This is a genomic window from uncultured Pseudacidovorax sp., assembly GCF_913773995.1.
In the GTDB taxonomy this organism is placed as follows: domain Bacteria; phylum Pseudomonadota; class Gammaproteobacteria; order Burkholderiales; family Burkholderiaceae_C; genus Xenophilus.
In genome coordinates this window covers 1-20,671 of record NZ_CAJYES010000161.1, presented here as the reverse complement: position 1 = coordinate 20,671, position 20,671 = coordinate 1, and the positions used below count along the sequence as shown (strand labels likewise).

The following is a 20,671-nucleotide window of genomic DNA, read 5'->3' as shown; positions in this document are numbered from 1 at the left end:
CGCCGTGGCTCAGCGCGCCTGGTTCAGGCTCGAGAAGTCGCGACCCTCGGCCACCAGCTTCTCCAGCAGCGGCGCCGGCTTCCAGAACAGCGGGTCTTCCTTGGCGAAGGTGCGGATGTCGTCGAGCACCTTCGGCAGGCCGACCATGTCGGCGTACTTCATCGGACCGCCGCGAAAGCGCGGGAAGCCGTAGCCGTACAGGAAGGTCACGTCCACGTCCAGCGGCCGCAGGGCGATGCCCTCCTCGACCACCTTGGCGCCCTCGTTGACCATGGCGGCCATGTAGCGACGCATGATTTCCTCGGGCGTGAATTTGCGCGGCGTGATGCCCTTCTTCTGCCGTTCGGCGTCCACGATGGCCAGCACTTCGGGATCGGGCTGGCCGGTGCGGGCACCCTCGGGGTACAGGTAGAAGCCGCGGCCGGTCTTCTGGCCGAACCAGCCGCGTTCGCACACGCGGTCGGCCACTTCGACATAGCGGGCCTTGGGGTCCCGCGTGGCGGCGCGGCGCTTGCGCGTGGCCCAGCCGATGTCGCCGCCAGCGAGGTCGGTCACCTGGAAGGGGCCCATCGGATAGCCGAAGCCGCGCACGGCCTCGTCGATCTCATAGGGGCTCGCGCCGTCTTCCATGATGTAGTCGGCGGCCTGCTTGTAGACGGCCAGGATGCGGTTGCCGATGAAGCCGTCGCACACGCCCGCGCGCACCGGCACTTTCTTCATCTTCTTGGCCAGCGCGAAGGCGGTGGAGACCACGTCGGCGCTCACCTTGGCCGGCACTACGATCTCCAGCAGCTTCATGATGTTGGCCGGGCTGAAGAAGTGCAGGCCGATCACGTCCTGCGGACGCGAGACGCTGGCGGCGATGGCGTCGATGTCCAGGTAGGAGGTGTTGGTGGCCAGCACGGCGCCGGGCTTGCAGACGCGGTCCAGCTCCTTGAAGACGGCCTTCTTGACCTCGATGTCCTCGAACACGGCCTCGATGACCAGGTCCACGTCGGCGAAGGCGGCGTAGTCGGTGCTGCCGCTGAAGCGGACCATGACGGCCGTCTTGGCCTCGGGCGTCATGCGGCCCTTCTTGATCAGGCCGTCGTAGACCTTCTCGACGTTGGCCTGGCCGCGGGCGATGGACGCCTCGTCGCGCTCGACCATCACCACCGGCAGGCCGGCGTCCAGCGCCGACACGGCAATGCCCGCACCCATGGTGCCGCCGCCGACGATGCCCACCTTGTCCAGCCTGCGCGGCTGCGCGGCCTGCGCCTCGGGCACCTTGACCACTTCGCGTTCGGCGAAGAAGGCATGGATCAGGCCGGCGCGCTGCGGGCTGTCGATGCAGGCCATGAAGGCCTGGCGCTCCAGCGTTATGGCTTCGTCGAAAGGCTTGTCGAGCGCGGTCTGAACGGCCTCGACGATCTTGTGCGGCGAGAACAGGTTGTTCGACTTCTTGGCGGTGTCGGCGCGGGCCGCCTCGATGGCGGCCTGGGCGGCGGTGCGATCGGCCAGGCCCTGCGCATCGCGGGTGCGGCGCACCGATGCATCGGCGGCCAGCAGGGCCTGCGAGTAGGCCAAGCCTGCAGCCACGGCGTCGTCACCGTCGGCCAGGCGGTCCACCAGACCCAGGGACAGGGCCTCCTTGGCCTTCACATGGCGGCCGCTGAGCATCAACTCCAGAGCGGCTCCGGCGCCGATGAGGCGCGGTGCGCGCACCGTGCCACCAGCGCCTGGCATCAGGCCCAGCTGCACTTCGGGCAGGCCCAGTTTGGCATCGGCCAGTGCCACCCGGTAATGGGCGGCCATGGCGATCTCCAGGCCGCCGCCCAGGGCTGCACCGCGCAGCGCGGCGACCACCGGCTTGCTGCAGGCCTCGATGCGGTTGCAGACCTCCGGCAGCGAGGGCGGCTGCGGCGTCTGGCCGAACTCGCGGATATCGGCACCCGCGATGAAGTTGGCGCCCTGCCCCACGATCAGCACCGCCTTCACGCGCGGCTCGGCGTCCGCGGCCTCGATGGCGGCCAGCAGGCCGCGCCGCACCGCGGCCGAGAGCGCATTGACGGGCGGGTTGTCGACGGTGATCTGCAGGATCTCGCCCTGGATCTGGTGGCGGACGGCGTCGGCGGGCGTGGCGGGGGTCGATGTCATGAGGCAGCTGTCTCCGGGAAAGGCACAAGCCGGCATTGCGCCGGCACCTGCGCATTCTTGTCCCGCTCGCCGTGGATGACAATCCGCCGCTTGCTTGACAGACTGTCAAATGGGATTTGACGATGGACTTGAACATGCTCTCCTTGCTGGTGGAGATCATCGAAGCCGGCAACCTGAGCGAGGCAGCGCGCCGTCTGCGCATGAGCCGCGCCAACGTGAGCTACCGCCTGGCCCAGTTCGAACGCACGCTGGGCCAGCAACTGCTACGCCGCACCACCCGCCGCATCGAGCCCACCGAAATTGGCCAGCGGCTGTACGAGCACGGCCGCGCCATCCGCGACGAGCTGCTGGCTGCGCGCGAGTCGGTGCAGATGCTGGGCCAGAGCCTGCAGGGCCGCATCCGGCTGTCGGTGCCCAGCGGCTACGGCCAGCAGGTGATGGCGGCCTGGCTGATCGACTTCAAGCGGCAGTACCCCGGCATCGTGCTGGACGTCGTGTTCGAAAACCGGGTGGAAGACCTGCTGCAGGGCGAGGTGGACATCGCGGTGCGCGTGATGTCCGAGCCGCCGCAGAACCTGGTGGCGCGCGACCTGGGCCGGGTGCGCTACGTGGCCTGCGCCTCACCGGCCTATGCGCAGGCCCACGGCCTGCCGCAGTCGCTGGAGGCGCTGCGGCAGTCGCCGCTGATCACGGCCATGGTGATCGGCCGCCAGCTGCGCGTGGCGGCCTACCTGGGCGCCGAGCGGCACGAGGTGCTGCTGGAGCCGACGCTGATTTCGGAGAACTTCGAGTTCCTGCGCCAGGCCATCGAAGCCGGCCTGGGCGTGGGCATCGTGCCCGACTACGTGGTGCGCAACGCCGTGGACCGCGGCGAGGTGCTGACCACGCTGGACGAATGGCGCCTGTCGATCTTCGGCAACCACATGTACATGCTGTACATGCCCAACCGCCACCACACGCGGGCGACGACGGTGTTCATCGACTTCCTGCTCGAACGCGTGAAAGAGACGGGCCGGCGCCGATGAGGTGGCCCGCTCAGGCCAGGAATCAGAGCCCTTCGGGCCGCATGGGAATGTCGCCCATGGCTTCGTCGTTGCGCACGTCGCCGGCCACCTTGAGCGTGTCGATGGACAGACCGTCGCCCCGGCCGGCGAAGCCCTGGGCGATGCCTTCGAGCGCCGAGGCCAGCGGCTGATTCCCGTCTTCGCGTGCATTCATGCTGATGTTGAGCACGCGGGCGGCCATCTGGCGGTAGCTGACGACACCGTTGCGCTCCAGCAGCGCCACCAGGTCGAGGTACAGCGCCAGGTTGAGGTCGAACGCCAGCTTGGCGGACGGTTCGAAGCCGGCACCACCCGGCAGGTTGTCGTTGTCGTTGTTGTCGTTCATGGCTTCTTGCTCTTTCTTCATCAGGATGCGGCCGCCGCCTGGCGCTGACGCATGGCCTCGTACAGGCAGACGCCACTGGCCACGGACACGTTCAGGCTCTCGACCGCGCCAGCCATGGGAATGCTCACGAGCTCATCGCAGGTCTTGCGGGTGAGCTGGCGCATGCCGGCGCCCTCGGCGCCCAGCACCAGGGCCGTCGGGCGGCGCATGTCGCATTGGTAGAGGGTGCCGGGCGCGTCGTCGCTGGTGCCCACCACCCAGATGTCGCGCTCCTTCAGTTCGTTGAGCGTGCGCGCCAGGTTGGTCACCATGAAATAGGGCACCGTCTCTGCGGCGCCGCTGGCCACCTTGGCCACCGTGGCATTGATGCCGGCGGCATGGTCCTTGGGCGCGATCACGGCCTGGGCACCGGCACCGTCGGCCACGCGGAGGCACGCACCCAGGTTGTGCGGATCGGTCACGCCGTCCAGCACCAGCAGCAGCGGCACGGTGCCCGCGGCGTCGAGCTGGTCGAGCAGCTCGTCGAGGGAATGGGTCTGGGCGACGGGCTCGACGCGGGCGGCCACGCCCTGGTGCCCATGGCCGCCGGTCAGGCGGGCCAGCCGCACGCCGTCGGCTTCGATGAGGCGCACGCCGCTCTCCTGGGCGCGGGCGATGAACTGCTTCATGCGGGCATCGCGCCGCGTGGGATCGAACAGGACCTCGAGGACGGAACCCGGCGAGGTCTTCAGCCGCACGCCCACGGCGTGGAAGCCGAAGATCACTTTGGGGGAGGAAGACATATCGCGCGGGATTATCGGCGGGCACCAGACGCCCGCCCTCCTCCGCATGCCCGGGCCTTGTCGGCCGGCGCCGCATGGGCCTGACGGCCAAAGGCGCCCCCACTCGATCCCCGCGCCGCGCGGCGCCCATGCGGCGTGCCGGCGCCCCGCGGGGACCGCCTACCGCGCGCCGTTCAGGCGGCGGCGGCCCTGCTGCCCTTTACCGTGTCCATCAACTTCTGCGCCTGTTCCCGGCTGGCGAGGCCGTCACCGGCCCAGGCAACGAACTGGTCCGGCCGCACCAGCACAAGCGCGGCGCCATAACGCTGGCGCTCGCCATCCGCGGTGTCGCGCACCACGCTCAGGGGCAGCTTCACCGCTGCTGCCGCTTCGACCAGGGCCGCCACGTCCGCATTGCTGGCGCCGAAGGTCAGCAGCGTGTAGCCATCGCCCAGCGCCTCGAACACGTTGCGGCCGTCGCGCAGACCGGCCGGCGCCAGGTGATGGCCCGCCCGGGCCCGGAAGCTGTGGCTGCCCACCGCGCTGCATTCACCGGCCTTGGCACCGGAGGCGTGCAGCACGACCGGAGATCCTTCGTAATGGGGCTCGAAGGACTGCACCTCGCCCACCGCGCCGCTGCTGCGCGCGTTCCACGCCTGCTCGAAGGCAGCGGGGTCGCGGGCCGGGTCGTGGGCACGCAGGAAGTCGCGGTCGATCTCGATGGAGCGCGCGATGAAGTCGCGCGAGGTGGAGGCGAACACCGGCCGGCGCTCGGCGTCGTAGGAGTCGAGCAGCGTCTCGCCGCCCCAGCCCTGCAGCGTGGCAGCGAGCTTCCAGCCCAGGTTGCGCGCATCCTCGAAGCCGGTGTTGACGCCATAGCCGCCATAGGGCGGATGGCTGTGGGCCGCGTCGCCGGCGATGAACACCGGCCCGGCGCGGTAGCGGTCGGCGATGGCGAAGCGCAGGTCCCAGAAGCCGATGTGCTGGAAGTCCACCTCGAACTCGGCGCCGACCGCCTCGTGCAGATAGCGCTTGAAGTCGAAGTTGTCGCGGGTGGTGCCCGGCGGCACCGGTGCATGGAAGAACCAGGTGCTGCCCAGATCGACACGGCCGAAGAACTTCCAGTAGCCGTCCAGCTCGGGCTGCAGCACGTTGTAGTAGGACTTGCCGGGGTAGCGCGACAGCAGCTGGTGCAGTCCCTCGGAGCGGAAGACCAGCAGCACCATCATGCGGTCGTGGTCCGACAGCGTCTGCGTGATGCCGGCCTGGGCGCGCACCTTGGAGCGGCTGCCGTCGCAGCCCACGAGGTAGCGACCTTCGATGACGCGGCGGCCCTCGCCCCCGGTCTCGGCCACCTCGGCGTAGACGGTGTCGTTGTCCACACGCACGTCCTCGGCCGTCCAGCCGTAGAGCACGCGCACGGTGGGCAGTTGTGCCGCGCGGGCGCGCAACACCGCCTCGGTGGCGTACTGCGGCAGGCGTTCGTTGGCGGTGAAGTAGTAGGGCCGCACCAGTTCGCGCTGCAGCCAGTCGTAGTGGTAGGGGCTGAGCAGCGTGCCGTGCGCCGTCAGACCGCCGATGCCGTATTCGGGCGGAATGGTGCGGGCGGCACGCAGGGCGGCTTCGGCGCCCCAGAAATGGAAATGCTCCATCGTGCGCTGCGTCAGGTTCTGGCCCTTGGGAATGGGCTGCGGCTCGCGGTGGCGCTCCACCAGCGTGCAATGGATGCCGCGCTGTCCCAGCTCGATGGCCAGGCCGATGCCCACCGGGCCGCCGCCGACGATGACGACCTGCGTCTTCTCGTGCGGAATGCCGGTGCTTGCGTTGTCTGCGGTCATGGTGTGCGGTCTCGATGTCGTGTAGGCGATGGCGGTATTGGGCCGCAGCCCCAGGCATCAGACAAGTTTAGGTATGACATGCACTCATAAAATCGGCATATGAACCTGACCATGCGGCAGATCCGCGCCTTCCTCAGCGTCGCCCAGGCCGGCAGCTTCACCCGGGCGGCCGAGCGGGTGCACATGACCCAGGCCGGCCTCAGCATCCTGGTGCGCGAGGTCGAGAAGCAGCTGGGTGCGCGCCTCTTCGACCGCACCACGCGCGCCGTGCAGCTGACCGAGGCGGGCCGGCGCTTCGCCGCGGTGGCCGAGAACGTGCTCCAGCAGCTGGACGACGCCGGCACCGAAGTGGGCGCACTGGGCCAGCGCACGCGGCAGCAGTTGCGCATCGCGGCGACGCCGCTGGTGTCTTCGCACCTGCTGCCGCAGATGCTCGCGCGCTTCAGCCAGGCGCAGCCCGAGGTGCGCATCCAGCTCCTGGACAGCGACCTGCAGGGCGTGCAGGCGCTGGTGGAGTCGGGCGCAGCCGACATCGGGCTGGGCTTCTTCTTCAAGGTGACCTCGGGCCTGGTGAGGCGGCAGATCGCCGAGTTCGCATTGATGAAGGTCTCGCCTGCAGCCGAGGCGCCCACGACCGTCGGCCGGACCGGCTGGACCTCGCTGCGCGGCACGCGCCTGATCACCCTGCCGGCCGAGAACCCGATCCAGCGCAGCATCGACACCCATCTGCACCGCCTGGGCGTGACGCCCGAAGAGACGCAGCCGGTCAGCTTCATCGCCACCATGATCTCCATGGTGGAGGCCGGCTTCGGCAGCGCGGTCATCCCCACCTTCGCCGTGGCCGCCTGCCGGCGCCACCGCGTGGCCATCGACGTGCTGGGCAGCCCGCAGGTCAAGCTGGGCTTCTACCGGGTCTCGCGGCGCGGCGCGGCGCAGACGGCGGCGATGCAGGCCTTCGACGAAGTGCTGGTCGAGCTGCTGCCGACGATGTCGCGCTGAGCGTCGGGCAGACGGCGGCCATTCATTGCGGCGGCTAATCAATGCATGTGATTCCTGAATTTCACTTCATGGCGGCCCGCTGGCCCAATAGCATGCATCCCGACGCGCCGCCTTGCGCTGGCGCAAACTGAGATTTGACCGCCGCATGAAGCGGCAGGAGTGGAGACATGAAGATGAAGTGGATGCGCTGGCTGCCCCTGGTGGCCGCCGCGATGACGAGTGCCGCCCCCGCCTTGGCCTGGCCCGACCGCCCCATCACGCTGGTCGTGCCCTACACGCCCGGCACGGGCATCGACATCGTGGCGCGCCAGCTGTCGGCCCGCCTGCCCAAGACCCTGGGCCAGCCGGTGGTGGTGGACAACGTGCCCGGCGCCAGCGGCAACATCGGCAGCGAGCGCGTGGCGCGCGCCGCGCCCGACGGCTACACGCTACTGGTGCAGGTCAACACGCTGGTGATGAACAAGAGCCTGTACAAGTCGCTGCCCTATGACCCCGTCAACGATTTCGCGCCTGTAGCCCTCACATCGTGGGGCACGCTGCTGCTGGTGACCAACCCGCAGGTGCAGAAGGCGCACACGGCCGCCGAACTGGTCGCCCAGGCCAAGGCCAAGCCTGGCCAGCTCACCTACGGCACGCCCGGCGTGGGCACACCGCATCATCTGTCGATGGCGCTGCTGACGCAGACCTCGGGCATCGACATGCTGCATGTGCCCTACAAGGGCACAGCCGGTGCCGTGACCGACCTGCTGGGCGGACGGCTCGACGCCATGTTCCTGCCGGTACATGTGGCCCTGCCGCACATCAAGGCCGGCAAGCTGCAGGCCCTGGCCGTGGGCAGCGACAAGCGCGTGCCCCAACTGCCGCAGACGCCCACGCTGGCCGAGGCCGGCCTCAAGATGGGCAGCGTGGACATGTGGTACGGCGTGCTGGCGCCCAAGGGCACACCGCAGGCGGTCATCGACCGTCTCAACCGGGAGATCGCCGACGTGCTCAAGCAGCCCGAGGTGGCGACCATCTTCGAGGCGCAGGGCATGGTGCCGGCGCATTCGACGCCCGCGGAGTTCGGCAAGCTGATCGCGAAGGACGCGACGCGCTGGGCCGAGGTGGTCCGTACCGGGAACATCACCGCCGAATAGGCGTCGGTGCGGCGAGTCGCGCCGTGATGGGACCCCCGTCTTGCGCAGCCCCTGGCACGAAGGCTGGCCGACCGGCGAGGTCCGCCAGCCCGCAGATTCCCGATCAGGCGCCCTTGAGCGCCGCGGCGTGGTGCGCCATGTGGTCGCCGATGAAGCTGGCGATGAAGTAGTAGCTGTGGTCGTAGCCCGGCTGCATGCGCAGCGTGAACGGATGGCCGGCGGCCTCGCAGGCTTTCCGCAGCAGCTCGGGCCGCAGCTGGCTGGCCAGGAATTCATCGCCCTCGCCCTGGTCCACCAGCAGCGGCAGACGCTCGGTGGCGGTGCCGATCAGCTCGACCGCGTCATGGGCCGCCCATTCGCCACGGTCCTCGCCCAGGTAAGCCGCGAAGGCCTTCTGGCCCCAGGGCACCTGCGTGGGCGCCACGATGGGCGAGAAGGCCGACACGCTCGCATAGCGACCCGGATGGCGCAGCGCCAGCGTCAGCGCGCCATGGCCGCCCATCGAGTGGCCGGCGATGCCGCGCCGCGCGGTGGTGGCGAAGTGCTGCTCCACCAGCGCAGGCAGCTCCTGCACCACATAGTCCTCCATGCGGAAATGCGGCGCCCAGGGCGCCTGCGTGGCATTGAGGTAGAAGCCGGCGCCCTGCCCCAGGTCGTAGGCCGGGTCGTTGGCGATGGCATCCCCACGCGGGCTGGTGTCGGGCGCCACCAGAATCAGCCCATGCTGCGCCGCATATTGCTGCGCCCCGGCCTTGGTGATGAAGTTCTGTTCGCTGCAGGTCAGGCCCGACAGCCAGTACAGCACCGGGCAGGCCTCGCCAGCCAAAGCGGCGGGGGGCAGGTAGACGCCCAGCTTCATCTCGCACCCCAGCACCTTAGAGGCGTGCTTCCACACCTCCTGGCGGCCGCCGAAGCTGGCATGTTGTTCGACGCGTTCCATCGTGCTCGCGCGCTCAGGCGTAATGCACGACGGAGCGGATCGACTTGCCTTCGTGCATCAGGTCGAAGGCCTCGTTGATGTCCGTGAGCGGCATGGTGTGCGTGACGAAGGGCTCGAGCTGGATGCGGCCGGCCATCGCGTCCTCCACCATGCCGGGCAGCTGCGAGCGGCCCTTGACACCGCCGAAGGCCGTGCCCAGCCAGCGGCGGCCGGTCACCAGCTGGAACGGCCGTGTAGAGATCTCCTGCCCCGCGCCCGCCACTCCGATGATCACGGACTGGCCCCAGCCGCGATGCGCGCACTCCAGCGCAGCACGCATCACATTGACGTTGCCGATGCATTCGAAGCTGTGGTCCACACCCCAGGTGGTCATCTCGACGATCACCTGCTGGATCGGCTTGTCGAAGTCCTTGGGGTTGATGCAGTCGGTGGCACCGAAGGTCTTCGCCAGCTCGAACTTGGACGGATTGGTGTCGATGGCGATGATGCGGCCGGCCTTGGCCAGCTTGGCCCCCTGGATCACCGCCAGGCCGATGCCGCCCAGGCCGAAGACGGCGACAGAGTCGCCCTCCTGCACCTTGGCCGTGTTCTTGACGGCGCCCAGGCCCGTGGTCACGCCGCAGCCCAGCAGGCAGACCTGCTCGGGGTTGGCATCGGGGCTGATCTTGGCCAGCGACACCTCGGCCACCACGGTGTACTCGCTGAAGGTCGAGCAGCCCATGTAGTGGTAGACCGGCTGGCCGTTGTAGCTGAAGCGGGTGGTGCCGTCGGGCATCACGCCCTTGCCCTGCGTGGCCCGCACGGACACGCACAGGTTGGTCTTGCCGCTCTTGCAGAACAGGCATTCGCCGCATTCGGCGGTGTAGAGGGGAATGACATGGTCGCCCGGCTTGACGCTGGTGACGCCCTCGCCCACCTCGACCACGATGCCGGCGCCTTCATGGCCCAGCACGGCAGGGAACAGGCCTTCGGGATCGTCGCCACTCAGGGTGAAGGCGTCGGTGTGGCACACGCCGGTATGGGTGATCTTGACCAGCACTTCGCCCTTCCTGGGCGGGGCCACGTCGAGCTCGACGATCTGCAGGGGTTCTCCGGCCTTGAAGGCAACGGCAGCGCGGGATTTCATGGTCGGTTCTCCTGGATGGATGGGTCGGTAGGGGACAACGAAGAAGGCTTCAACGGAGGTAGCTGCGCACGATGCGCATCACCTGCTCGATCTCGGCCTGGGCGTCGGCAGGCCGTTCGCCGGCCGTGCCGAAGGTTTCGCGAAGGTGGCTGTCGAGCACCTCGGCCATCAGGCCGGTGGCCGCGCCACGCAGCGCCGACAGCTGCTGCAGCAATGCGCCGCAGTCGGTGCCGGCCTCCACCGCGCGCTCCAGCGCCTCGGTCTGGCCACGGATGCGGCGCAGGCGGGTGATGACGCGCTTCTTCTCTTCGGCGGAATGCGGCAAGATCGCTCCTTCGATACTCCAGGGGAGTATAGGAGCGGCTTCAGGCCACGTCGAGCGGCGAGGTGCTCGACGCTCGTCGTCCGGCTGTTCAGGCGGGCAGCGATTCCGCCGCCGTCGACTCGTCCTGCGCCACCCGGCCGGCTGCCACGGTGATGCGACGGTCGCAGCGCTGCGCGATGGCGCGGTCGTGCGTGACCAGCAGAAGCGTCGTGCCCAGCTCGCGGTTGAGGTCGAACATCAGCTGCATGACCTGCTCGCCGGTGGCGAAGTCCAGGCTGCCGGTGGGCTCGTCGGCCAGCAGCAGGCGCGGCTGCACGACGAACGCGCGGGCCAGCGCGACGCGCTGCTGCTCGCCGCCCGACAGCAGCTTGGGATAGTGACCCAGCCGCTGCCCCAGGCCGACGCGGGCCAGCATCTCGGTGGCGGCGGCGCGGGCATCGCTGCGACCGGCCAGTTCGAGCGGCAGCATCACGTTCTCCAGCGCCGTCAGGTTGCCCAGCAGCTGGAAGCTCTGGAACACGAAGCCCACCTGGCGTGCACGCAGTGCCGCGCGGTCGTCCTCGTCCACGGCGAACAGGTCTTCGCCGGCCAGCTTGACCGTGCCCTTGGTCGGCACATCGAGCCCCGCGATGATGGACAGCAAGGTGCTCTTGCCGGAGCCCGACGCACCGACGATGGCGGCGGTTTCCCGCGCGCCAAGGGTGAAATGGATGTCTTGCAGAATGTCCAGCGTGCCTGTGGAATCGGCGACGGACTTGTAGACGTGTTCGACGGCGACGATGGCTTCCACGGTGTTAGACATGAATTCGAAAGGACTCGCGTGCTGATTCGACGTCACTTTATCCTGCGCACCGCGCTGGCCCTGTCGGCGGCGGGGCCGTGGGGTCTTTCGGCCATCGCGCAGCCGGCACCGGGCAAGGCGCCCGTGATCCTGGTGGTCGGCGACTCGCTGTCGGCCGAGTACGGCCTCAAGCGCGGCGAAGGCTGGGTGGCACTTATGGAAAAGCGGCTGGCCGATCAGAAGATCGCCGCCAAGGTCGTCAACGCCAGCATCAGCGGCGACACCACCTCGGGCGGCCGGGCCCGCCTGCCGGCCTTGCTGGCCCAGCACAAGCCCACGCATGTGATCCTGGAACTGGGCGCCAACGACGCCCTTCGCGGGCTGCCGCTGGCGTCCACCGAGGACAATCTGATGCAGATGGCGAAGGCCAGCCAGGCGGCCGGTGCCAAGGTGCTGGTGGTGGGGATCCAGGTGCCGCCCAACTACGGGACGGACTACACGCGGCGCTTCGGGGAGATCTTCGGCCGCGTGGGAAAGGCCACCCAGTCCGACGTGGTGCCCTTCCTGCTGAAGAACGTGGCGGACGGGCCGGATGCAGCTTCGATGTTCCAGGCGGACCGCATCCATCCGCTGGCCATTGCGCATCCGCGCATTCTCGAGAACGTCTGGCCCGCCGTGCGCAAGATGCTGCGCTGAAGGGACGGGCCTGGGTGACGGAGGCGCTCAGCCGTCCTTGGTGGGTGTCTCGGGCACCGTCGGCGCATCGTGCTCGAGCGACGCGACGTCCGTCTCGGGGTCGCCGGGTGCCAGGCCCGGGCTGCTCGGGGGGATCTTGCGCTCCGCCTTGGCCCGCAGCTTCTCTTCCTTCTTCTGCTTCTTGGCCAGTTCCCGCTGTCTTTTCTCGTAACCGTAATTGGGTGTGGCCACGCGCACGCCTCCTTGTCGATGCCGCCGCCCCGGGGCTCGGGGCAGCCTCCGCCCCAATGTAAGCGATATCGCAGGACGTGCCTACGCCGGGCCCGGCGCAGGCACATGCGACGCCGCGGCCGAGGCCGCTCAGAGCCGCGCCAGGGCCTGCGCCAGATCCGCCTGCAGGTCCTCCACGCGCTCCAGCCCCACCGAGAAGCGCACCAGCGTGCCCTTGTGGGGCCAGCGGCTGACGGAGGGGTCACGCATCAGGCCGATGTCGTAGGGCACGACGAGGCTGATCGGTCCGCCCCAGGAATAGCCGAGCTTGAATAGGCGCAGGCTGTCGCAGAAGCGGTCGATGGCCTCGACCGCGAAGCGGCCGTCGAACACCACCGAGAAGAGTCCTGCCGCCAGGTCGCTGGCGCCACACAGAGTCTGCCAATGCGCATGCCCGGGCGAGCCGGGCAGTGCCGGGTGCAGCACCTGCGCGATTTCCTCCCGCTCGCCCAGCCAGGTGGCCAGGGCTCGCGCTGCGCGGTCGTGCGCGGCATAGCGCAGATGCATGCTCGGCAGCGCCCGCAGCAGCGTCTCGGCATCATTGGCACCGACACCGATGCCCAGGCGCATGTGCGTGAGCTTGAGCTTGAGGTGCAGGGCCTCATCGCGGGTGACCACACTGCCCATCAGCACATCGCCACCGCCGCTCGGGTACTTGGTGAGCGCATGGACGGAGATGTCCACGCCCTGCCCGTCGCCCACGAGGTCGAAGGGATTGAAGGCCAGCCCCGCGCCCCAGGTGTTGTCGAGTGCACTGACCACGCTCCGCGCGCGGCAGGCCGCGACCAGCGCGGGCAGGTCGGGAAACTCCATCGTGACCGAGCCCGGCGCCTCGATCCAGACGAGTCGGGTGCGCTCGGAAATCTTGGCGGCGAGGTCCGCGGGGTTCATCGCGTCGTACAACCGGTGCGTGATGCCATAGTTGGCCAGCTCACCGGTGGCCAGCGCCTTGTTGGGCCCGTAGGCGTTGTCGGGAATCAGCACCTCATCGCCGCGACTCAGCAGCGACAACGCCACGAGCGAGATGGCCGCCAGCCCGCTGGGCGCCAGCAGGCACTGGCTGCCGCCTTCGAGGGCGGCCAGCCGCTCTTCGAGCAGGAAGGTGGTGGGGGTGCCGTGCAGGCCGTAGGTGTAGCCGGCCTTGCTCTTCCAGTCGCGCGCGCGCATGGCGGCGACGTTGGGGAAGAAGACCGTCGAGGCCTTGAAGATGCCCGGCTGCGGGGCCTCGAAACTCGACGGGGGAAGGTAGGAGTGATGGATCAGATCGGTGGCAGATGCGCTCATGCCACCGATGCTAGCCCCTCTTCAGACAGACCACTTCTTGAGCAGCTTCTCGGGCCGCATCGTGTCGTAGCCTTCGAAGGGCTGGTGGATCCAGGGATTGGTCTCCAGGTATTCCACCGAATAGTCGGGCGTGAACACCGAGAGCTGCTTGGTCCAGAGCACCGCGCTGCGCAGCTCGGTGATGGGCGAATACTTGGTGCGCAGCAGTTCCACCACGGCCTGCAGCGTGTGGCCGGAATCGGCCAGGTCGTCCACCAGCAGCACGCGGCCAGCGATCTCGCCCTTGGGCGTGGTGATGTAGTGGGCGATGTCCAGGTGCCCCTGGATGGTGCCGCCCTCGGCGCGGTACGAGCTCGTGGACATGATGGCCAGCGGCTTGTCGAAGATGCGCGACAGCACATCGCCGGGCCGCATGCCGCCACGGGCCAGGCACAGGATGTTGTCGAACTCCCAGCCGGACTGGTGGATCTTGAGCGCGAGCTTCTCGATGAGGTTGTGGTACTCGTCGTAGCTGACGTACAGGTGCTTGCCGTCTTCGGTCAACATGGTTCGTGGGCTCCGGGCGGGTTCAATCGGCGAGGTAGGGATGGCGCATCATGATCGTGTGGTCGCGATCGGGGCTGGTCGAGATCATGGCGATGGGCACGCCTGTCACCTGCTCGATGCGCTGAAGATACAGCCGGGCATTGACCGGCAGCTTGTCGTACTGGGTGACGCCCACGGTGCTGTCGGACCAGCCCTCGATGGTTTCGTACACCGGCACGCAGCGCTCAATCTCGTCGGCGCCCAGCGGCAGGATGTCGATGTGCTCGCCGTCCAGCTCATAGCCGGTGCACAGCTTGAGCTCCTCGATGCCGTCCAGCACGTCGAGTTTGGTGATACACAGGCCCGACAGCCCGTTGACCTGGGCCGAGCGCTTGAGCAGCGCGGCGTCGAACCAGCCGCAGCGGCGCGAGCGGCCGGTGGTCACGCCCTTCTCCGCGCCCACGGTCGACAGGTGGTAGCCCACGGTGCCGGGCTTTTCCCAGTCCAGTTCGGTCGGGAACGGACCGCCGCCCACGCGGGTGCAGTAAGCCTTGGTGATGCCCAGCACGTAGTGCAGCATGCCGGGGCCGACGCCGGATCCGGCAGCCGCGTTGCCGGCCACGCAGTTGCTCGAGGTAACGTAGGGATAGGTGCCATGGTCCACGTCCAGCAGCGTGCCTTGCGCACCTTCGAACAGCAGGTTGGCGCCGTTGCGGTGGGCTTCGTTGAGCTCACGCGACACGTCCGCGATCATGGGCTTGAGGATCTCGGCGTGCTTCATCGCCTCGGCGTAGACGGTGTCATAGTCGATGGGCTCGGCACCCAGCACCTGCGTCAGCACATGGTTGTGCAGGTCGAGCAGCACGCGCAGCTTCTGCGCGAAGCGCTCTGGGTGCTTGAGATCCTGCACGCGCAGCGCGCGGCGGGCGATCTTGTCTTCGTAGGCCGGGCCGATGCCGCGGCCGGTGGTGCCGATCTTCTCGATGCCGCCCTTTTCTCGGTAGGCCTCGCGCGCCACGTCGAGCGCGGCATGGAAGGGCAGGATCAGCGGGCAGGCCTCGGAAACGCGCAGGCGCGAGCGCACCTCGACGCCGGCCTTCTCCAGCCCTTCGATCTCCTCGAAGAGCTTGGCGCAGGACAGCACCACGCCGTTGCCGATGTAGCAGGTCACGCCAGGGCGCATGATGCCGCTGGGGATGAGGTGCAGCGCCGTCTTGACGCCGTTGATGACCAGCGTGTGGCCCGCGTTGTGGCCGCCCTGGAAACGCACCACACCTTGCGCGCTTTCCGTCAGCCAGTCGACCAGCTTGCCCTTGCCCTCGTCGCCCCACTGGGTGCCGACGACGACCACGTTACGTCCGGTTGTCACGCTCATGATTGTTCTCGTTGATCAGATGGCTTGCACTTCCCACTCGCCGCCGACGCAGTTCAGCGTGCGGTCGCAGTGGAATTCGTCGATTTCGCTTTCGTGGCCCGGCAGCACGCAGACCACCGTCTCGCCGCCGGCACGCAGGGCCGCGATGGCATTGCGCAAGCCGGCATCGGTATCGCTCCACGGCGCGCGGATGGCCGCGCGCAGCGGTGGTCGCGGCACCACGGCCACGAGGCTGCGCACATCCAGGCTGAACCCCACGGCAGGCCGGTTGCGTCCGAAGACTGCACCCACCTCGTCGTAACGGCCGCCGCGCGCCAGTGAGTCGTTGGCGCCGTCAGCGTAGATCGCAAAGCGGGCGCCGCTGTAGTAGGCATAGCCCTGAAGGTCGGCCAGATCGAAGCTCACGCGCGTGGTGCCCAGCTCGGCGAGCTGGGCGGAAAGCCAGCGCAGGCCCGCCACGGCCGACAGGGCCTCGGGGAAGGCGGACAGGACGCGCTCGGCCTGGTCCAGCACCTGGCGGTCGCCATACAGCTCAGGCAGGACCCGCAGCGCGTCGCGCACAGGCTCGGGAAAGCCACGCGTGAGCTCGGCCAGCGTGCTCGCGTCCTTGGCGGCCAGCGCCGCATGCACACGCTCCAGGACGTCGCGGGGCGCCTGGGCACCGGCCAGCAGCGCACGCACGATGCGCACGTCCGCCAGATCCACGAGCGCATCGCGCACGTCCGCGGCGCGCAGCGTGGCCAGGGCGAGTTCGAGCGCTTCGAGGTCGGCCTCGCGGCCGGCATGGCCATAGATCTCGGCACCGAACTGCAGCGGCTCGCGCGTGGCATTGGGACCCTCGGGCCGTGCATGAAGCACCGGTCCGCAGTAGCACAGGCGCGCCACGCCCTGGCGATTGAGCAGGTGCGCATCGATGCGGGCGACCTGCGGCGTGGTGTCGGCACGCAGGCCCATGCTGCGGCCGGAGAGCTGATCGACAAGCTTGAAGGTCTGCAGGTCCAGCGCCTCGCCGGTGCCCGAGAGCAGCGATTCCAGATGCTCGATGAGCGGCGGCATCACCAGCTCGTAGCCATAGCTGCGGGCGGTGTCGAGGAGTTGGCGTCGGAGTTCTTCGATGTGGCGCGCCTCGGAGGGCAGCACATCGGCAATGTGATCCGGGAGGACCCAGGCGGACATGGCGTGTAGGCCGTGGTTAAAACGGGATTCTAACGGCCCCCGGCGACAGGCCCATGAAGTGGGCCGAGCATTGATTGCCCGAAGGGGCAACGTGCAAGCCCTTCGGCAGGCGCCAAGCCGCACCGCGACCGCGCCGGCTGCTTCAGCCGCCAGGCGGCGGCCGGAGTGGGCGACTTAGCTCGCCAGCCAGAGCAAGGCGAGGCCGACGCCGACGCTGCACAGCGCGAAGAAGCGAAGCTGGCCGTCACGCAGCTGGAGCAACTGGCCAAAGGCGCGGCGCCAGCCGCCCGGCGAGAGCAAGGGAAACAGCCCCTCGATCACGAGCACGAGGGCCAGCGCCTGCCAGAGGCTGTCGCCGTTCATCAGCGCTGGTTCGAGGTGTTGCTGCCGCTGCTGCGCATGGCGCGGAAGAAGTCGGTGGAGGCCGGGTCCACCACCAGCACGTCGCTCTTCTTGTTGAAGCTCTGCTTGTAGGCTTCGAGGCTGCGATAGAACTGTGCGAACTGCGGATCGCGACCGAAGGCATCGGCGTAGGCGGAGGCAGCCTGCGCGTCACCCTCACCCTTGATCTTCTGTGCGTCGCGGTAGGCATTGGCCACGGTGACCTCGCGCTGGCGGTCTGCGTCGGCGCGGATCTTCTCGCCCTCGGCCTGACCGGTCGACCGCAGCTCGTTGGCCACGCGCTTGCGCTCGGCCTCCATGCGGCGGTAGACCGACTCGGTGATGGCCTCGACATAGTCGATGCGCGTCACGCGGACGTCCACGATGTCGATGCCCCAGGCGTTGCCGCCCTGCACCACGCTCAGCACCTCGCGGCGGACGTCGTTCATCACGTCCTCACGGCGCGCGGAGATCAGGTCGCGCACGGTGCGCTTGTTGATGTTCTCCTGGAAGGCATTGCGCACCACGCGGTTGAGCTGCACGGCGCCCGCGCTCTCATCCAGCCCGACGTTGCGGATGTAGGCCGACGGGTCGACGATGCGCCAGCGCACGTACCAGTCGATCACCACGCGTTGCTTTTCGGCCGTGAGCATCGGCTCGGTGTCCATGCTGGAGAGCGTCAGCAAGCGCTTGTCGATGTACGACACGTTCTGCACCGGCGGAGGCAGCTTGAACTTGAGGCCCGGCTCGGTAATGACGTCCTTGATCTGGCCCAGCTGGTAGACGACGCCGAACTGGCGCTGGTCGACCACGAAGAGCATGGAGCTGGCGAGCACCAGCAGGATGAGCAGCGATGCGCCGATGAATCCGATTCTGTTCATGTTCTTGTTCTCCCGGTTTCAGCGGACGTCACGCTCACGCGAACGAGCGTCGCGGGCGCGCGAGTCGCCCGAAGGAGCGACCGGGATGGCCGAGGATTGCGGCACAGCGGTGCCCGCCACCGCAGGCGGTGCGCCGTCGGCCGGCGCGGCCGTGTTCTGCGATCCGCTCTGCTGCATCAGCTTGTCCAGCGGCAGATACAGCAAGTTCGATCCCTGGCGGCTTTCGACCAGCACCTTGCTGGTGTTGGCATAGATCTGCTGCATGGTGTCGGTGTACATGCGATCACGCGTGACCTGCGGCGCCTTCTGGTACTCGGCCAACACCTGGCTGAAGCGCTGCGCATCACCCTGGGCCTGCGCTGCCACACGGGCCTTGTACGCCTCCGCCTCTTCCTTCAGGCGCGATGCGGTACCGACGGCACGCGGCACCACGTCGTTGGCATAGGCCTGGGCTTCATTCTTCGCGCGCTCGCGTTCCTGGCCCGCCTTGAGCACATCGTCGAAGGCGGCCTGCACCTGCTCCGGCGGACGCACGCCGCCCTGCTGCAGGTTGATCCCCACGACTTCCACGCCCACCTTGTAGCGGTCGAGGATGGTCTGCATGAGCTGACGCACCCGCGGCGAGATCTGGTCACGCTCCTCGGCAAGGGCTGCGTCCATCTTCATCTTGCCGACGACCTCACGCACGGCGGTCTCGGCGACCTGCACCACGGTCTCGGACGGGCTCTTGCTTTCGAAGAGCCAGGCCCGTGCGTCGGACAAGCGGTACTGCACCGCGAACTTGATCTCGACGATGTTCTCGTCCTCGGTCAGCATGGCCGATTCGCGCAGGCCAGTCGAGCGCACGATGGCATCTCGGCCGACGTCGGTCGAGCGGATCTGCGTGACCACCACGATCTCATGGCGCTGGATCGGATACGGCAGACGCCAGTTGAAGCCGGCCCCCACGGTCTGCTTGTAGCGACCGAACTGTGTGATCACCGCCTGCTGGCCTTCATTGACGATGAAGAAGCCGGTGCCCAGCCAGATCAGCAGCGCGACGCCGATGACGGCACCGATGCCGAAGCCGGCATTCTTCATGTCGGGCTTGCCGCCTCCGAAGTTGGGGGGACGCGGACCACCGCCATTGCCACCCCGGCCACCGAACAGGCCGCCGAGCTTGCGATTGAAGTCGCGCCAGAGCTCGTCGAGATCCGGTGGCCCCTGGTTGGGCCCCGGATTCCTCGGACGGGGATTGGACGGCGGCACGGGCGGCTCGCCCTCGGGCCGGCTCGTGGACGGGCGGTCGCCCTCGGAGGAAGACGACGCATCGTCGCTACGACCCCAACGGCCATCGTTCAGGTTAAACATTCCCTGAACCCGTCTCCACACAGGCATTGACTTCATTCGGTAATTAGGTGTGATTGGCGCGGGCTATTGTGCCCAATCAGGGCTGGGCACTTTGCAATTCGGGCTGCGACCATGGGGTGATCGCGGCCGACTCGGCGCGTTGGGCCAGTGCCTCACGCAGCGGCGGCAGGCCATCGCCCATACGAGCACTCACGAAGAGCCGGGGTACGGGCACGCCGTCCAGTTCCATCTCATCGACGAGCTTGAGCGGGCGCCGCTCCTCGGGCAGGGCGTCCAGCTTGTTGAAGACCAGCAGTTGAGGCACCTCGGTCGCGCCGATGTCGGCCAGGACCTGCTGCACTTCCGCGATCTGCTCGGGATGGTGGGGATTGGCCGCATCCACCACATGCAGCAGCAGGTCCGCATCCACGGCCTCCTGCAGGGTCGCCTTGAAGGCGTCCACCAGGCCGTGGGGCAGATCGCGGATGAAGCCCACCGTGTCAGAGATGGACACGCGCCGACCCACGTCACCGAGGTAGAGATGGCGCGTGGTCGTATCGAGCGTGGCAAAGAGCTGGTCGGCCGCATAGGCACGCGCCTTGACAAGCGCGTTGAACAGCGAGGACTTCCCTGCGTTGGTATAGCCGACCAGCGAGATGTTGAAGGTGTCGCGCCGCTCGCGCTGTCGCCGCTGCGTGCCGCGCTGCTTCTGCACCTTGGCAAGGCGCTCGCGGGTGCGCTTGATCGACGAATCGATCATCCGGCGGTCGAGCTCGATCTGTTTTTCACCCGGGCCGCCGCGCACGCCCGCGCCGCCCGTCTGACGCTCCAGGTGGGACCAGCGCCGCACGAGGCGCGTGCTCAGATACTGAAGGCGGGCGAGCTCAACCTGCAACTTGCCCTCGTGACTGCGGGCACGTTGGGCAAAGATTTCGAGGATCAGGAAGGTGCGGTCGTAGACGGCGACGCCGAGTTCGCGCTCGAGATTGCGCTGCTGGGCGGGCGACAGGGCCTGGTCGAAGATCACCTCGCTTGCGCGGTGCATCAGGGCCAGTTCACGAATCTCGTCGGCCTTGCCGCTGCCCACGAACAGGGCGGCGTCCGGCGCCTTGCGCTTGCAGCTCAGCCGCGCGACTGGATCGAGCCCAGCGGTCTGGGCGAGTAGGCCGAGCTCTTCGAGCTCGCCATCGAAATGGGGAAGGCCGAAGTCGACGCCGACCAGAACGGCCGCGCCTTCCTGGCGGGAGATGGATTCAGACAAATGCGGGGGAGCCTGATTCATGGTGGACGGGTTGACGTGTCCGCCAACCCGTCCCATGCCGC

The 20,671-nt window shown here is 68.2% G+C and carries 21 protein-coding genes; 4 read left to right on the top strand and 17 right to left on the bottom strand.

Features of this window, described 5'->3' with window-relative positions; translation table 11 throughout:
- Positions 1-9: 9 nt before the first annotated feature.
- The gene (locus QZ772_RS15020; protein WP_295527783.1) at positions 10-2,136 is read right to left on the bottom strand and encodes a 3-hydroxyacyl-CoA dehydrogenase NAD-binding domain-containing protein; all 2,127 of its coding nucleotides are present in this window, start codon (positions 2,134-2,136) and stop codon (positions 10-12) included.
- Between the two features lie 122 nt (positions 2,137-2,258).
- Here QZ772_RS15020 and QZ772_RS15015 point away from each other — a divergent pair, with 122 nt between their 5' ends.
- Positions 2,259-3,161 carry a LysR family transcriptional regulator gene (locus tag QZ772_RS15015; RefSeq protein WP_295527780.1) on the top strand — a complete coding sequence of 301 codons (903 nt, stop codon included), beginning with the start codon at positions 2,259-2,261 and terminating at the stop codon, positions 3,159-3,161.
- A gap of 22 nt (positions 3,162-3,183) precedes the next feature.
- Here the strand turns inward: QZ772_RS15015 and QZ772_RS15010 are convergent, their stop codons facing one another.
- The 3 genes from QZ772_RS15010 to QZ772_RS15000 form a co-directional block, all read right to left on the bottom strand.
- On the bottom strand, positions 3,184-3,525 hold the full coding sequence (locus QZ772_RS15010) for a hypothetical protein (protein WP_043114793.1): 342 nt from the start codon (positions 3,523-3,525) through the stop codon (positions 3,184-3,186).
- Between the two features lie 20 nt (positions 3,526-3,545).
- Positions 3,546-4,307 (bottom strand): 23S rRNA (guanosine(2251)-2'-O)-methyltransferase RlmB, encoded by a 762-nt coding sequence (rlmB, locus tag QZ772_RS15005; RefSeq protein WP_294374817.1) that lies wholly within the window; start codon positions 4,305-4,307, stop codon positions 3,546-3,548.
- Positions 4,308-4,480: 173 nt separating this feature from the next.
- Positions 4,481-6,124, bottom strand: a complete 1,644-nt coding sequence (locus QZ772_RS15000) for an FAD-dependent monooxygenase (protein WP_295527776.1) — start codon at positions 6,122-6,124, stop codon at positions 4,481-4,483.
- A gap of 99 nt (positions 6,125-6,223) precedes the next feature.
- On the opposite strand from QZ772_RS15000, the gene QZ772_RS14995 reads away from it, so the two are divergent.
- Positions 6,224-7,123: a LysR family transcriptional regulator gene (locus tag QZ772_RS14995; RefSeq protein ID WP_295527773.1), complete on the top strand. Its 900-nt coding sequence runs from the start codon at positions 6,224-6,226 to the stop codon at positions 7,121-7,123.
- A 167-nt stretch (positions 7,124-7,290) separates the two neighbouring features.
- Positions 7,291-8,259 (top strand): tripartite tricarboxylate transporter substrate binding protein, encoded by a 969-nt coding sequence (locus QZ772_RS14990; protein WP_295527771.1) that lies wholly within the window; start codon positions 7,291-7,293, stop codon positions 8,257-8,259.
- A gap of 103 nt (positions 8,260-8,362) precedes the next feature.
- On the opposite strand, the gene fghA is transcribed toward QZ772_RS14990, so the two are convergent.
- The 4 genes from fghA to QZ772_RS14970 all read right to left on the bottom strand — a co-directional run bounded on the left by fghA (position 8,363) and on the right by QZ772_RS14970 (position 11,452).
- The gene (gene fghA, locus QZ772_RS14985; RefSeq protein WP_295527768.1) at positions 8,363-9,199 is read right to left on the bottom strand and encodes an S-formylglutathione hydrolase; all 837 of its coding nucleotides are present in this window, start codon (positions 9,197-9,199) and stop codon (positions 8,363-8,365) included.
- Between the two features lie 13 nt (positions 9,200-9,212).
- Entirely contained in the window at positions 9,213-10,325 is a 1,113-nt protein-coding gene (locus QZ772_RS14980) for an S-(hydroxymethyl)glutathione dehydrogenase/class III alcohol dehydrogenase (RefSeq protein WP_295527765.1), read from the bottom strand.
- A gap of 49 nt (positions 10,326-10,374) precedes the next feature.
- Entirely contained in the window at positions 10,375-10,650 is a 276-nt protein-coding gene (locus tag QZ772_RS14975) for a metal/formaldehyde-sensitive transcriptional repressor (RefSeq protein WP_058641269.1), read from the bottom strand.
- Between the two features lie 88 nt (positions 10,651-10,738).
- The gene (locus QZ772_RS14970) at positions 10,739-11,452 is read right to left on the bottom strand and encodes an ATP-binding cassette domain-containing protein (protein ID WP_295527759.1); all 714 of its coding nucleotides are present in this window, start codon (positions 11,450-11,452) and stop codon (positions 10,739-10,741) included.
- A gap of 60 nt (positions 11,453-11,512) precedes the next feature.
- Between QZ772_RS14970 and QZ772_RS14965 the strand changes: the two genes are divergently transcribed.
- On the top strand, positions 11,513-12,127 hold the full coding sequence (locus QZ772_RS14965) for an arylesterase (RefSeq protein WP_295527808.1): 615 nt from the start codon (positions 11,513-11,515) through the stop codon (positions 12,125-12,127).
- A gap of 27 nt (positions 12,128-12,154) precedes the next feature.
- On the opposite strand, the gene QZ772_RS14960 is transcribed toward QZ772_RS14965, so the two are convergent.
- The 9 genes from QZ772_RS14960 to hflX all read right to left on the bottom strand — a co-directional run bounded on the left by QZ772_RS14960 (position 12,155) and on the right by hflX (position 20,630).
- Positions 12,155-12,358, bottom strand: coding sequence for a hypothetical protein (locus QZ772_RS14960; RefSeq protein WP_043114791.1), 204 nt, complete (start codon positions 12,356-12,358; stop codon positions 12,155-12,157).
- Positions 12,359-12,487: 129 nt separating this feature from the next.
- The gene (locus QZ772_RS14955; RefSeq protein WP_295527754.1) at positions 12,488-13,681 is read right to left on the bottom strand and encodes a PLP-dependent transferase; all 1,194 of its coding nucleotides are present in this window, start codon (positions 13,679-13,681) and stop codon (positions 12,488-12,490) included.
- A 21-nt stretch (positions 13,682-13,702) separates the two neighbouring features.
- Positions 13,703-14,227, bottom strand: coding sequence for a phosphoribosyltransferase (locus QZ772_RS14950; RefSeq protein WP_076503474.1), 525 nt, complete (start codon positions 14,225-14,227; stop codon positions 13,703-13,705).
- A 22-nt stretch (positions 14,228-14,249) separates the two neighbouring features.
- Positions 14,250-15,581, bottom strand: a complete 1,332-nt coding sequence (locus tag QZ772_RS14945; RefSeq protein ID WP_295527752.1) for an adenylosuccinate synthase — start codon at positions 15,579-15,581, stop codon at positions 14,250-14,252.
- A gap of 15 nt (positions 15,582-15,596) precedes the next feature.
- A complete protein-coding gene (locus tag QZ772_RS14940) occupies positions 15,597-16,757 on the bottom strand; it encodes an ATP phosphoribosyltransferase regulatory subunit (RefSeq protein WP_295527750.1) in 1,161 nt (386 codons plus the stop codon).
- A gap of 174 nt (positions 16,758-16,931) precedes the next feature.
- The gene (locus tag QZ772_RS14935) at positions 16,932-17,120 is read right to left on the bottom strand and encodes a DUF2065 domain-containing protein (protein ID WP_295527747.1); all 189 of its coding nucleotides are present in this window, start codon (positions 17,118-17,120) and stop codon (positions 16,932-16,934) included.
- The gene (gene hflC / locus QZ772_RS14930) at positions 17,120-18,019 is read right to left on the bottom strand and encodes a protease modulator HflC (RefSeq protein WP_076503470.1); all 900 of its coding nucleotides are present in this window, start codon (positions 18,017-18,019) and stop codon (positions 17,120-17,122) included. Before hflC ends, QZ772_RS14935 begins: the two co-directional genes overlap by 1 nt.
- Positions 18,020-18,037: 18 nt before the next feature.
- Positions 18,038-19,369 (bottom strand): FtsH protease activity modulator HflK, encoded by a 1,332-nt coding sequence (gene hflK / locus QZ772_RS14925; RefSeq protein ID WP_295527744.1) that lies wholly within the window; start codon positions 19,367-19,369, stop codon positions 18,038-18,040.
- 76 nt (positions 19,370-19,445) lie between these two features.
- Complete coding sequence (hflX, locus tag QZ772_RS14920; protein WP_295527742.1) at positions 19,446-20,630, bottom strand: GTPase HflX; 1,185 nt, start codon at positions 20,628-20,630, stop codon at positions 19,446-19,448.
- Positions 20,631-20,671: the final 41 nt, after the last annotated feature.